Source organism: Mesorhizobium sp. 113-1-2 (genome assembly GCF_016756475.1).
Lineage (GTDB): Bacteria > Pseudomonadota > Alphaproteobacteria > Rhizobiales > Rhizobiaceae > Mesorhizobium > Mesorhizobium loti_C.
The window spans coordinates 1,172,186-1,184,341 of record NZ_AP023242.1 but is presented as its reverse complement, the minus strand read 5'-3'; the positions used below and the strand labels follow the sequence as shown (position 1 = coordinate 1,184,341).

At 63.9% G+C, this 12,156-nt stretch carries 13 protein-coding genes; 1 reads left to right on the top strand and 12 read right to left on the bottom strand.

What is annotated here, in order from left to right; genetic code table 11:
- Position 1: 1 nt before the first annotated feature.
- From sdhA to JN279_RS05570, 4 genes are all read right to left on the bottom strand, one after another.
- Positions 2–1,837 (bottom strand): succinate dehydrogenase flavoprotein subunit, encoded by a 1,836-nt coding sequence (sdhA, locus tag JN279_RS05585; RefSeq protein ID WP_096451636.1) that lies wholly within the window; start codon positions 1,835–1,837, stop codon positions 2–4.
- A 1-nt stretch (position 1,838) separates the two neighbouring features.
- On the bottom strand, positions 1,839–2,237 hold the full coding sequence (gene sdhD / locus JN279_RS05580; RefSeq protein ID WP_096451638.1) for a succinate dehydrogenase, hydrophobic membrane anchor protein: 399 nt from the start codon (positions 2,235–2,237) through the stop codon (positions 1,839–1,841).
- A gap of 2 nt (positions 2,238–2,239) precedes the next feature.
- Entirely contained in the window at positions 2,240–2,659 is a 420-nt protein-coding gene (gene sdhC, locus JN279_RS05575) for a succinate dehydrogenase, cytochrome b556 subunit (RefSeq protein WP_202352236.1), read from the bottom strand.
- Positions 2,660–2,902: 243 nt separating this feature from the next.
- Entirely contained in the window at positions 2,903–3,343 is a 441-nt protein-coding gene (locus tag JN279_RS05570) for a hypothetical protein (protein ID WP_096451642.1), read from the bottom strand.
- Between the two features lie 258 nt (positions 3,344–3,601).
- Between JN279_RS05570 and JN279_RS05565 the strand changes: the two genes are divergently transcribed.
- Positions 3,602–3,964, top strand: a complete 363-nt coding sequence (locus JN279_RS05565; RefSeq protein ID WP_202352235.1) for a hypothetical protein — start codon at positions 3,602–3,604, stop codon at positions 3,962–3,964.
- Here the strand turns inward: JN279_RS05565 and JN279_RS05560 are convergent.
- From JN279_RS05560 to JN279_RS05525, 8 genes are all read right to left on the bottom strand, one after another.
- Positions 3,948–5,162, bottom strand: a complete 1,215-nt coding sequence (locus tag JN279_RS05560; protein ID WP_202352234.1) for a GGDEF domain-containing protein — start codon at positions 5,160–5,162, stop codon at positions 3,948–3,950. The two genes, JN279_RS05565 and JN279_RS05560, sit on opposite strands and share 17 nt — an antisense overlap.
- Positions 5,163–5,236: 74 nt before the next feature.
- Positions 5,237–6,433 (bottom strand): GGDEF domain-containing protein, encoded by a 1,197-nt coding sequence (locus JN279_RS05555; protein ID WP_202352233.1) that lies wholly within the window; start codon positions 6,431–6,433, stop codon positions 5,237–5,239.
- Positions 6,434–6,596: 163 nt separating this feature from the next.
- The gene (gene leuC, locus JN279_RS05550; protein WP_202352232.1) at positions 6,597–8,006 is read right to left on the bottom strand and encodes a 3-isopropylmalate dehydratase large subunit; all 1,410 of its coding nucleotides are present in this window, start codon (positions 8,004–8,006) and stop codon (positions 6,597–6,599) included.
- A gap of 400 nt (positions 8,007–8,406) precedes the next feature.
- Entirely contained in the window at positions 8,407–9,042 is a 636-nt protein-coding gene (locus JN279_RS05545) for a class I SAM-dependent DNA methyltransferase (protein ID WP_096451652.1), read from the bottom strand.
- Between the two features lie 50 nt (positions 9,043–9,092).
- Complete coding sequence (locus tag JN279_RS05540; protein WP_096451654.1) at positions 9,093–9,908, bottom strand: amino acid ABC transporter permease; 816 nt, start codon at positions 9,906–9,908, stop codon at positions 9,093–9,095.
- 222 nt (positions 9,909–10,130) lie between these two features.
- Positions 10,131–10,928, bottom strand: coding sequence for a transporter substrate-binding domain-containing protein (locus tag JN279_RS05535; RefSeq protein ID WP_096451656.1), 798 nt, complete (start codon positions 10,926–10,928; stop codon positions 10,131–10,133).
- 158 nt (positions 10,929–11,086) lie between these two features.
- Positions 11,087–11,623, bottom strand: a complete 537-nt coding sequence (locus JN279_RS05530; protein ID WP_202352231.1) for a MarR family winged helix-turn-helix transcriptional regulator — start codon at positions 11,621–11,623, stop codon at positions 11,087–11,089.
- Positions 11,620–12,033 carry an organic hydroperoxide resistance protein gene (locus tag JN279_RS05525; RefSeq protein ID WP_096451660.1) on the bottom strand — a complete coding sequence of 138 codons (414 nt, stop codon included), beginning with the start codon at positions 12,031–12,033 and terminating at the stop codon, positions 11,620–11,622. The genes JN279_RS05530 and JN279_RS05525 overlap by 4 nt, the downstream gene beginning before the upstream one ends.
- Positions 12,034–12,156: the final 123 nt, after the last annotated feature.

Genomic DNA, 12,156 nt, shown 5'->3' with positions numbered 1-12,156 from the left:
GTCAGTACACCCTGGCCTTGGGCGCGATCTTGGCCGGGTTGATACCGCCGTCGGCTTCCTTCCGCAGCAGTTCGGTGTGCACCGGCCGATAGCTGAGCGCCACCTCGCCGGCCTCGTTGAGCCGCGCCAGCGTGTGCTTGCGCCAGGTCGCGTCGTCACGCGCCGAGAAGTCCTCGCGGGCGTGCGCGCCACGGCTTTCCTTGCGCGCAGCGGCGCCATGGACGGTGGTGATGGCGTTGGCCATCAGGTTTTCCAGTTCCAGCGTCTCGACCAGGTCGGAGTTCCAGATCATCGAGCGGTCGAACACTTTTATGTCCTTGAGTTCACCCCAGATCTGCGAGATGCGCTTGCAGCCATTGTCCAGCGATTCCTGGGTGCGGAACACCGCCGCGTCCTCTTGCATCGCCTTCTGCATCTTCTCCCGCAACACCGCCGTCGGGGTCGAGCCGTTGGCGTGGCGCAGCCGGTCGAAGCGATCCATGATCTTTTCGACCGAGGCCTCGTTGGGCGAAGGGATTGCCGATTTGCGGTCGATGACCTGGCCGGCGCGGATCGCCGCCGCGCGACCGAACACGACAAGATCGATCAGCGAGTTCGAGCCCAGCCGGTTGGCGCCGTGCACCGAGGCGCAGCCGGCCTCGCCGACAGCCATCAGCCCGGGCGACACCTGGTCCGGGTTCTTGGCCGTCGGATTGAGCACCTCGCCCCAGTAGTTGGTCGGCACGCCGCCCATATTGTAGTGCACCGTCGGCAGCACCGGGATCGGCTCCTTGGTCAGGTCGACGCCGGCGAAGATCTTGGCCGATTCCGAAATGCCCGGCAGCCTTTCGTGCAAGACGGCCGGGTCGAGATGGTCGAGATGCAGGAAGATGTGGTCCTTCTTCGGGCCGACGCCGCGGCCCTCGCGGATCTCCAGCGTCATGCAGCGCGACACCACATCGCGTGAGGCAAGGTCCTTGGCCGACGGCGCGTAGCGCTCCATGAAGCGCTCGCCCTCGGAATTGACGAGATAGCCGCCCTCGCCGCGCGCGCCCTCGGTGATCAGGCAGCCGGCACCGTAGATGCCGGTCGGGTGGAACTGGACGAACTCCATGTCCTGCAGCGCAAACCCGGCCCGCGCCGCCATGCCGCCGCCGTCGCCGGTGCAGGTGTGCGCCGAGGTCGCCGAAAAATAGGCGCGGCCATAGCCGCCCGTCGCCAGCACCACCATCTTGGCCGAGAAGCGGTGAATGGTGCCGTCGTCGAGGTTCCAGGCGACGACGCCGGTACAGGTGCCGTCCGGCTCCATGATCAGGTCGAGCGCGAAATACTCGATGAAGAACTGCGCGTTGTGCTTCAGCGACTGGCCGTAGAGCGTATGCAGCATGGCATGGCCGGTGCGGTCGGCGGCGGCGCATGTGCGCTGTACGGGCGGGCCTTCGCCGAAATTCATCATCATGCCGCCGAACGGCCGCTGATAGATCTTGCCCTCTTCGGTGCGCGAGAACGGCACGCCGTAATGTTCGAGCTCGTAGACGGCGGCTGGCGCCTGCTGGACCATGTATTCCTGTGCGTCGATGTCGCCCAGCCAGTCCGAACCCTTGACGGTGTCGAAGAGGTGCCATTGCCAGTTGTCGGGGCCCATATTGGCAAGCGAAGCGGCAATACCGCCTTGCGCCGCAACGGTGTGAGAGCGGGTCGGGAACACCTTGGTGATGCAGGCCGTGCGCAGGCCCTGCTCGGCCATGCCGAGCGTGGCGCGCAGGCCGGCGCCGCCGGCGCCTACGACCACCACGTCGAACTTGTGGTCGACAAAAGTATAGCCTGCCGTGTTGGCTGATTTCGCGTCTTTGGCCAACTCAGCCTCCAAATGCCAGCTTGAGCAGGGCGAAGATCGAGGCGACGCCGACCGCTACAGTAAAAAATGTATTGAGCGCGATCAGCGCCAGCTTGACGCCTTCGCCATGCACGTAATCCTCGATGATCACCTGCATGCCGAGCCGCATATGGATGAGCCCGGAGACCAGCACGAGCGCCAGCACCAGAGCCACGAACGGATTGGCAAGCGCTGCCCGCACTTCCGTATAGCCGGCGCCGTTGAGCGCGATCAGGAACCCGACGAAGAACAGTGTCAGTGGGATATTGGCGATGGCTGTCAGGCGCTGACGCCAGAAATGGCCCGTGCCCTCACGGGCGGAACCAAGACCGCGGACTTTCGCCAGCGGCGTGCGCATGTCGGTGTTGTTCTTGCCGCTCATGATCAGGCTCCCCGCGCCATGTAGCCGGCGACCCAGATCAGCAGCGTGAGCAGGATCGAGCCGACCAGCGTCGCCCAGGCGATCTTCGAGGCGGTGTGCTTTTCGAGACCGGTGCCGGTATCCCAGACCAGGTGGCGCACGCCGCCCAGCATGTGGTGCATCAGCGCCCAGGTGTAGCCGAACAGGATCAGCCGGCCGAGCCAGGTGCCGAAGGCCCAGTTGACCCAGTCAAAGGTTGCTTGCGAGCTCGCCGCCGCCATCAGCCAGACCGCGATCAGCAGCGTACCGAAATAAAGCGCCCCGCCGGTGATGCGATGGATGATCGACATCGTCATCGTGATCGGCGGCCGGTAGATCGTCAGGTGCGGCGAGAGCGGCCGTTCACGTCTGGCGAATTCGCGGGTGGCTGGTGATTTGCTCATGGCTCCCCCAGGTTCGGCGTCTCTGGAGCCTCAGGTGGGAATGCGGCATTGCCGCTTCCGGTTGCGACTTCGGACAGGCGGTTTCTAATGCTCTTTTTGCACCGCGTCAAAGCCAGAAAATCGTTTTGAAAACGTCATTTAGTCTGACAAAAAGGCAGGCTCGGGCTTCAATCGATTAGGGCTTGGCGACCCGAAGCCGGCTCGATATCGCTGGCAGCATACGCCGCCCATTAGCCGTGCAGCCTATCGTTTGCAGGTCTGCGGCGTCGAGCCCCTCTTCATCACCAGCGCCTCACGCCCGTCGATCACAATTGCGTCATGCGTGGCGGCCTCCTGGTAGCGGCTGGACTGGTTGGCGGGCGACGCCGCGAACTCCTCTGTCGCGCCGTCGGGCCCGACCACACGCAACGCCGTGCCGAGATTTTGGATGGTGATCATGCCGTTGTTGCCGCATCTGTAGGTGGCCGTGCCTATGCCGGATCGCGGCGCGGTAAGGTCGGTGGTGATCTTGGTTGCCGGTGCTGGAGGCGCGGATGCCGGGGGCGCGGCTGCTGCGATGGGCGGCTGAGCCGGTGCAGGCGAGACGGCATTGGCCGCCTTCGGCGCGCCATCCTGCGGCACACAGGCGGCAACGAGAGCGAGCAACGGGAAAACGGACACCCAAACCGTCCGGCGTAACGCCATATGCTGTCCTCCCGCGCGGCAGACTAGCCACGATGCTACGCCAAGATCAAGGTTGCCCCAACGCCACCTTTTGAATCCATTCGATGCCGGCCGCGATGGTGCGTCCAAGCATGGCCGAATGATGGCCGACGGTTTTCCCTCCAGTCGGAAATTAACCATGTTTACCGAGACATCGCCGCGCAGCGCGCCGGCCTCTTAACAAAGGTTAAGAAAAGGTTAATTTCTGATTCGAGGAGGCTCCTCGAAAAGGAAGACACCATGCGTTCGAACTCTGGCAGATCGCGCCTAGCGGCGCTCATCCTGGCGGCCACGGTCGCCAGCCAGGCGGCACCCGCACTTGCCGGGGATCGCCATCAGGATCGCGTCTACGCTGATTCTTTCGGCAATCTCGTCATCGACAGCGCCGCCGGCTACAAGCGCATCATCGTCGGCGAAGGCAAGCTGGCCAAACAGCTGTCCGACTACACCAGCGCCGGCCAGCCCAAGGTGATCTACCAGAACGAGTCCGACGAGATATCAGGCGGCGGCGATTGCTACCGGCCGCCGGTCTTCGTCAAGGGCCGCAGCTACATGTACGGGCTTTCCGACGGCGAAATGCCGGAACTCAGCCCCTGCCGCTAAAGTTGATGGCGATCGCGTTGGACGGCCACTCGCCTCCCGGCCCGGCTGAAGCGCGTACGCAGTCGCGCCCGGCATTCTTCGCCAGATAAAGCGCCTCATCCGCGCGCCGCATGAGATCGGCAATGGTTTCACTGGGATGAAGTTCGGCGATCCCGAAACTCGCGGTGCAGCGATTGTCCGGCGGCAGGCCGTCGATGGGCAGCGTGCCGAACGCGCTGCGCGTGCCCTCGGCGAACAGCCGGGCGGCGGCAAGGTTGGCCCCCGGCAGGATGACGGCGAATTCCTCGCCGCCGATACGGCCGGCGACATGGTGCCTGGCGGCCGCCCCGCGCAGGAAACCGGCAAAAGTCTCGATCACGCGGTCGCCGGAGGCATGGCCGAAACTGTCGTTGATACTCTTGAAATGATCGAGATCGGCGATGACCAGCGCGACCGGCACAGCTTGCCGGACGGCGCTAAGCACGGCCTGTTCGGCCTGACGCGTGAAAGCACCGCGATTGAGCAGTCCCGAAAGCGTATCGGTCTCCGACTTCGACGTCACATCGGCCAACACCTCGCGCACCAGGATGGCCAGGATGAGCAACGCCAGCGCCAGGCCGAAGACGGTGCCGAGCGACTGCGACACTAGCGCGTAGCCACTTTGCAGATAGGCCTGCGGATTGGCGCCCCAACCGCCGAGCGCATGGGCGATGAACGGCTTTGAGGCGAATTGCACACCGCTGGCGGCCAGCACCGCCATCAGGATGCGATCGAGCCGGCCACGCCTTTGCCTGGACGACCAGACGATGGCCAACCCGACGAATTGCATGACGGCATAGGGAAGCTGGTAGGCCATCATGCGGGCCAGCGACTGGCGCGGCAGATCCTGGACGAAATATACGGCGATGGTGGCGGCGACCAGGAAGAACAGCATCGGCGGCCATGGCGTCGCGATGCGGTATTTGCGGGCGAGCCCGACATTGAAGGCCATGGTGGCACCAAGGAAGACAGCGAAGGCGGCGACCACCGCCGGCCGGGCATCCGTAAAGGCGGGAATGCTGAATTCGATGGCGAAATAAACCATGCCCAGGAGATAGCCGGACGCCAGCCAGCGCGCCGGGGCCCGGCCGACATCGTGGAACGCGACCGCCATGAAGGATGCCGCCAGCAGGCCGGCAACCGACAGATTGATCAGCAGGATGAAGTTCGCGCCGCTCATCTCTTTCGCACCCCGTGCCGCAGCTAAACATCGACGGGCGAAAAAGACGTTAACGTGGGCTGGAAAGCCCGGTGTCAGGCGGTCTTGGACTGTTCCAGCACGAACAGCGTTTCGGGCCGTTCGTAGGACAGGCGCACGCTGTCGCGGCCGTTCTTCTTGGCCTTGTAAAGCGCCTCGTCGGCACGGCGCATCAAGGGCTGCAGCGCTTCCTCGCCGCTGCGGGCTGCCACGCCGAAACTGGCGGTGACCTTGGTGCCGGGAGGAAGCCCATCGACGCCGCCTGCCGAATAGAGCGTGCGCACGGCCTCCGCGAACAATCGTGCGGCGGCGAGATCGCTCAGCGGCAAAAGTACTGCGAACTCCTCGCCGCCGATGCGTCCGGCAGCGCCGCGCGCGCCGGTGGCCGCTCGCAGCTTGGCGGCGAAGTCGGCGATCACCCGGTCGCCGGCGGCATGCCCGTGCACGTCGTTGAGTGCCTTGAAGTGATCGAGGTCGGCCAGGACCAGCGCGACCGGAAACTTGGCCGCCGCGCAACGCTGCAACAGGAACTCGGCGCGCTCCTCGAAGCCGCGCCGATTGAGCAGGCCCGACAGCGGATCGGTATATGTCTCGGCCTTCAGCGCCTTCATGACGTCGAGCGCCGCGGCGCTGAACAGGCAAAGCGCGATCAGAAGCGACAAAAGCGCATGCGACAGCAGCGCCGTCGTCCAGTAGGACGAGCTATAGAATCCGTCATAGCTGGTGAACGGCCCGTGCGCGATGACGACGACAAGCGTGCGCACGAAGAAGTTGAGGCCCGACAGCAGCGACAGCACGAACAGGATTTTCTCGGTCGGGCCGTTGTTGCGCACCGGCCTGAGTTCGGCGCCGACCAGAAGGCTGAGTCCGCCGAAGGCAAAATTCATCGCCAGGATACGCCAGGTGAGATCCGGCGCGACGAACAGGAACCAGCAGAACGAGGCCAGCCCGCCACCGGCCAGCACGCCGATCCCCACATAAGGCACCTTGCGGCCACAGCGGGCGACGATGGCGCCCGACAGGCAGCAGCCGGCGATGGCGAAGCAGATGTTGGACACCAGCTTGGTCAGCGCCATGCCGATGGGCAAGGTGAAATACTGGAACAGAAAGCCGGGCGCCGAAACACAATAGCTGAGCGCCAGCACGGCCAGATAGGGCCGGTGGCGCTGATAGGTCCATAGCACGAGGAAGGCCGCGCCGAGGGCCAGCGCGATCGTCGGATTGAGCAGCGCTATCAACAGGCCAGTGTCCAAAGGACGGTGACTTCCCCTCGCTTTACGTCACGGAAGAGCTTAGGGCGCAAGCCCAAACAAGCGGTTAAGCCCGAGCGGATATGCGCACCGCGCGAATGAAAAAAGACCCCGGAAGCGCAAGGCGATCCGGGGTCTGGCAGGCGTCAGAACGTGTAAACCGCTGTTATTTCCAGTCGCGGATGTCGACGAAGTGGCCGGCGATCGCCGCCGCCGCCGCCATGGCCGGCGACACCAGATGGGTGCGGCCCTTGAAGCCTTGCCTGCCCTCGAAATTGCGGTTCGAGGTCGAGGCGCAGCGCTCGTGCGGCTTCAGCCGGTCGTCGTTCATGGCCAGGCACATCGAGCAGCCAGGCTCACGCCAGTCGAAGCCGGCGGCGCGGAAGATCTTGTCGAGACCCTCGGCTTCCGCCTGTTCCTTGACCAGGCCGGAGCCCGGCACGATCATAGCGTTGACATGCGGGCTGACGGTCTTGCCCTCGATCACCTTGGCGGCGGCGCGCAGATCCTCGATGCGGCCATTGGTGCAGGAGCCGATGAAGACGCGGTCGAGCGTGATGTCGGTGATCTTGGTGCCCGGCGTCAGGCCCATATAGTCGAGCGCGCGGATCTTTGAGGTGCGCTTGTTCTCGTCGGTGATCTCTTCCGGATTGGGAACGACGCCCTGCACCGAAACCACGTCCTCGGGCGAGGAGCCCCAGGAGACGATCGGCGGCAGCTTGGCCGCGTCGAGCACGATCACCTTGTCGAAATGCGCGCCTTCGTCGGACTGCAGCGTCTTCCAGTATTCGAGCGCGGCATCCCAGGCAGCACCCTTCGGCGCACGCGGCTTGTCCTTGACATAGGCGAAGGTGGTCTCGTCGGCCGCGATCAGGCCGGCGCGCGCGCCGCCCTCGATCGACATGTTGCAGATCGTCATGCGGCCTTCCATCGACAGCGAGCGGATCGCCTCGCCGGCATATTCGATGACATAGCCGGTGCCGCCGGCGGTGCCGATCTCGCCGATGATGGCCAGGATGATGTCCTTGGCGGTGACGCCTTCCGGCAACTGGCCGTCGACGCGCACCAGCATGTTCTTGGCCTTGCGCTGGATCAGCGTCTGCGTCGCCAGCACATGCTCGACTTCCGACGTACCGATGCCGTGCGCCAGCGCGCCGAAGGCGCCATGCGTCGAGGTATGGCTGTCGCCGCAGACGATGGTCATGCCGGGCAGCGTAAAGCCCTGCTCCGGGCCGATGATGTGGACGATGCCCTGGCGGATATCGTTCTCGGAATAATACTCGACGCCGAAATCCTTGGCATTCTTGGCCAGCGCCTCGACCTGGATGCGGCTTTCCTCGTTCTTGATGCCGAACTTGCGCTCGGGCGAGGTCGAGACATTGTGATCGACCACGGCCAGCGTCTTTTCCGGATGCCGGACCTTGCGGCCGCTCAGGCGCAGGCCTTCGAAGGCCTGCGGGCTGGTCACTTCATGGACGAGGTGGCGGTCGATATAGAGCAGGCAGGTGCCATCGTCCTGGCGATCGACGACGTGGTCGTCGAAGATCTTGTCGTAGAGGGTGCGCGGTGCGCTCATGTGCGTAAATCCGTCGATATGAGAATGGGAAGAGTGTAACGCCGCAGGGCCCGGCGAAAGCGGCCTAGCTAAGTCGGCTGGTCAGCGCGCCGCAGACGCGCGCGGAGAAGCGCGACGGCAGGCGTTTTCTGTCCTGCAGCACGAACCCCTTGTAGGCCGGATCGCCAAAAAGCTCTTCCATGGCGTGGCTCATACCAATGTTTTGGCTTTTCGGCAATTGCGGCGTGGTGGGGCGGGCTCCCTTCTCCCCTTGTGCGAGAAGGTGGATCGGCGCGCAGCGCCGAGACGGTTGAGGGGTGGGTGACGGAGTGCCGTCGGCGCCAAGCTGGAGCACCCCTCATCCGACCTCGCTTCGCGAGGCCACCTTCTCCCACAAGGGGAGAAGGGAAGAACGCACCATTCACATCACCTCGAACACGAACGTCTTCACCAGCGCATCCGGTTCGGCGATGGCGTAACACCTGAACCACGGGCTTTGCTCGACCAGACGCCATTTGCCTGCCTGCTCCAGCTCGTCGAAAACGCCCTGGAAACCACCGCTTTCAAACACCTGGTCGCGCACGGTGAAGATGGCGTGGCCGCCGTTTTTCGTGATGCGCACCAGCTCGTGCAGGCCCGACGCCGGCGCGTGGCTGATGGTGAAGACGCCAGTCGAGAAGAAGGCGCGGAAATGCCCGTCCGGCCATGGCAGCGGCCCACCCAGCATCGCCTGTTTCAGCTCGCTATAGGCGTTACGGCTGCCGGCGATCTCGAGCATGTCGTCCGACAGATCCAGCCCAGCAATATCGCCATAGCCCAGCGCCTTGAGCGACGGTCCCGACAGGCCGGTGCCGCAGCCGGCGTCGAGCAGCGGCCCTTCGCCAGCCGGAACATAGCGCGCCACCCAGGCAGTGATCAGGAACGGCAGGAGATAGCCGAGCGAGGCGGTCTCGCTGTCATAGGTCGCCGCCCAGGCGGCATAGGCCTGCGCCAGCGTTTCCGGCGTGTCGACGCCATAGACGGAATCCAGCGCCGCATTGGCCTTGTCCACATTCATGAGACCTCCCCCTGTGCCGGCAGAATCGTAACCCTGTCTTTGCCGAAAAACTATTCCTCGTGCTGGCGGCGCAGGCGCCGCTCCAGCGCCCTGAGCGCCAGCGACAGGCCGACGGTCAGGATGAGATAGATATAGGCAACGATCGAATAGGTCTCGAAGAAGCGGAACGAGCCGGCGGCATAGACCTTGCCCATCTGGGTGATGTCGGCGACGCCGAGCACCGAGACCAGCGAGGAATCCTTGACCAGAGCGACGAAATCATTGCCGAGCGGCGGCAATATGGTGCGGATCGCCTGCGGAAACACGATCAGCCGGAAGCGTTGCGAGCGGCTCAGCCCAAGCGCCTTTGCCGCCTCGATCTGGCCTTTCTCGACCGCCTGGATGCCGGCGCGGAAGACTTCCGAGATGAAGGCCGAATAGCCGATGGTCAGCGCCATGATGGCGCGCCACAACAGCGAAACGTCGCGCACCAGGAGCTCGCCGAAATAGCCCGCGCTTTGCAGCGGCGCTGTCAGCACATTCCAGGCTGCGACAAAGGCCGGCGCGCCCGCAAAGGCGATCCAGAACAACAGCACCAGTATCGGCACGCCGCGGATGATCTCGACATAGAAGCGGGCGATCTGGCGCAGCCACTGCGAGCCCGACAGGCCCATCAGCGCAATGCCGAGACCGATGACCGATGCCAGGGCGAAAGCGATCACGGTGACGAGGACGGTGATACCGATGCCCTTGGCGACCGTGGCGAAGACCTGGGCATAGAGATCGCTGGCCGCGATAAACAAGGCCGCCGCCAATGCAAGCACCGCGGCAACGGCAAGCCACCAGGGGAATTCGGCTTTGGTGGAGGAGGACGAAGGCGGTGCCATCAGGCGTGCCCGGAGAGGAGGACATTTCGAAAGTAAGGTGCCAAGGCACCTGTCCTGCCGGACATCTCCCCCGCAAGGGGGCAGATTGGCAGCGTCGTCAACGGCACTCTTCTTACAAGGTTGATGATTGGCGAAAGCGGAAGAAACAGCCGATCTCCCCCTTTGCGGGGGAGATGCCCGGCAGGGCAGAGGGGGGTGTTCAAGCGCAAAGTCAGCGGGAAATCACTGCCCCATCTTGTAATCAAGGAACCACTTCTTGTTCAGCGCATCGAGCGTCCCGTCCGCCTTCAGTGCCGCGATCGCGGCGTTGACGGGCTTTACCAGGTCCGATCCCTTCGGGAAAATGAACCCAAAATCCTCGGTGCCGAGCGGGCCGCCGATGAGCTTGAGCTTGCCCTCGGATGCATCGACATAGCCCTTGCCGGCGGTGCCGTCGGTCAGCACGACATCGACGTCGCCCGCCTTAAGCGCCTGCACGGTCGCGCCAAAAGTCTCGAACAGTTTGATGCGCGGGTTCTGCTCATTGCCGTCGAGCACGCTGTAGACGGCGGTGTAGAAAGGCGTCGTACCAGGCTGCGCGCCGATCAACCCGTCCTTGAAGGCACCAAAAGTCTTGGCGTCGGTGAAGCGGCTTTCGTCGCCGCGCACCAGCATGAACTGCTCCGAACGCATATAGGGGTCGGAGAAATCGACCTTCTCCTTGCGGTCGTCCTTGATGGTGATGCCGGTCATGCCGATGTTGTACTGGTTGTCGGAAACCGCCTGGATCATCGCGTCCCAGGAGGTGTTCTGGTACTCGACCTTGAAATTCAGCCGCTTGGCGATTTCGTTCATCGCGTCATATTCCCAGCCGATCTGTTTCCCCGTCTTGGGATCGATGAACTGCAGCGGCGGATAAGCGTTTTCGGTGACCACCACCACTTTCTTGCCACCGAGATCGGGCAGCGCCTGCGCGAAGGCGGCAACGGGCGCCAGCACAAGGGCAAGCAGGCCGGCCAGCAGCAGTTTCGACTTGGTCATGACACACTCCCGAAAATTGAAAGCGCCCGGATGGGCCTACAGGAAAATCCGGCGCCGACTTTAGCTTTCCGCATGCGTCATGCAAGACGGTCCGCTGCGTCAGCGTGCGCGAAAAGGGATTCCAATGCCCTCAATCCAGGGATTTCCGGATGATCTGCTTATCTCGAGCCAGAGATCAACGCTTCCGCATCCGCCGAGGCGTCTTCCGCCACAGCGTTGCGCAGACCGGCAACCAGCTGGGTGAGTGTCGCGTGCAGAGCCTTCGCTTCGCCCGGCTCAAGTGGCACGCTGCAGGCAAGGGCTGCGGACACATCCTTGATGCGCGCGCGCAGCGCCTGGCCATTGGCCGTCGGCTCGACCAGCACGCGGCGCTCATCGGCGGCATCGCGGCGGCGGGTGAGGAGGCCGCCCGCTTCCATCCGCTTGAGCAGCGGCGTCAGCGTCGCGGAATCCAGGCCCAGTGCCTCGCCAAGCGCGCCCACAGTGCTCGGCGCATGCTCCCACAGCGCCAGCATGACCAGATATTGCGGATAGGTCAGGCCGAGCGGATCGAGCAACGGCCGGTAGAGCTTGGTCATCAGCCCGCTCGCCGAATAGAGCGCGAAGCAGAGCTGCTGATCAAGTCGCGGAACCTTCACCGTCCCGGCGGTCTCCGCCGGGACGTCGCTGGCGCTCTTTGTGGTCTTTCCCGTCATGCCGCCTTTACCGAAAGCGCCACCTCGACATTGCCCCGGATGGCGTTCGAATAGGGGCAGATCTTGTGTGCTTCCGATACAAGCGCTTCCGCCGCCGCCTGATCAAGGCCTTTCGTTTCCGCAGCGAGCGCGACGCCAAGCTTGAAGCCCTCGCCATGGGGAAGCAGGCTGACGGTCGAGCTTACCCCGGCATCCGTGAGCGGCAGCTTCTGCTTGCGCGCGACGAAGCGGATCGCGCTTTCGAAGCAGGCGGCGTAGCCGATGGCGAAAAGCTGCTCGGGATTGGTGGCGCCACCTGGCCCGCCGAGCTCCTTGGGCAAAGCCAGATCGACCTTGAGCAGGCCGTCGCTGGTCTCGCCATGGCCGGCGCGACCGCCGGTGACGTGAGCCTGTGCGGTGTAGAGTGCCATATCTTATCTCCAATTATACTGTGCACGATTATTTAGTACACAAGATAATATGCCGTCAACACCGACGTCCGATTTCGGAGGCTGAAAGCGTTCACAGTCTGGTGAAACGAAAAAAGGCGGCCG

What these genes read in the sequence shown, in the direction of transcription:
- sdhD (WP_096451638.1), bottom strand. Translation starts at nt 2,237, where the DNA reads ATGAGCGGCAAGAACAACACCGACATGCGCACGCCGCTGGCGAAAGTC.
- sdhC (WP_202352236.1), bottom strand. Translation starts at nt 2,659, where the DNA reads ATGAGCAAATCACCAGCCACCCGCGAATTCGCCAGACGTGAACGGCCG.
- JN279_RS05570 (WP_096451642.1), bottom strand. Translation starts at nt 3,343, where the DNA reads ATGGCGTTACGCCGGACGGTTTGGGTGTCCGTTTTCCCGTTGCTCGCT.
- JN279_RS05565 (WP_202352235.1), top strand. Translation starts at nt 3,602, where the DNA reads ATGCGTTCGAACTCTGGCAGATCGCGCCTAGCGGCGCTCATCCTGGCG.
- JN279_RS05560 (WP_202352234.1), bottom strand. Translation starts at nt 5,162, where the DNA reads ATGAGCGGCGCGAACTTCATCCTGCTGATCAATCTGTCGGTTGCCGGC.
- leuC (WP_202352232.1), bottom strand. Translation starts at nt 8,006, where the DNA reads ATGAGCGCACCGCGCACCCTCTACGACAAGATCTTCGACGACCACGTC.
- JN279_RS05545 (WP_096451652.1), bottom strand. Translation starts at nt 9,042, where the DNA reads ATGAATGTGGACAAGGCCAATGCGGCGCTGGATTCCGTCTATGGCGTC.
- JN279_RS05540 (WP_096451654.1), bottom strand. Translation starts at nt 9,908, where the DNA reads ATGGCACCGCCTTCGTCCTCCTCCACCAAAGCCGAATTCCCCTGGTGG.
- JN279_RS05535 (WP_096451656.1), bottom strand. Translation starts at nt 10,928, where the DNA reads ATGACCAAGTCGAAACTGCTGCTGGCCGGCCTGCTTGCCCTTGTGCTG.
- JN279_RS05530 (WP_202352231.1), bottom strand. Translation starts at nt 11,623, where the DNA reads ATGACGGGAAAGACCACAAAGAGCGCCAGCGACGTCCCGGCGGAGACC.
- JN279_RS05525 (WP_096451660.1), bottom strand. Translation starts at nt 12,033, where the DNA reads ATGGCACTCTACACCGCACAGGCTCACGTCACCGGCGGTCGCGCCGGC.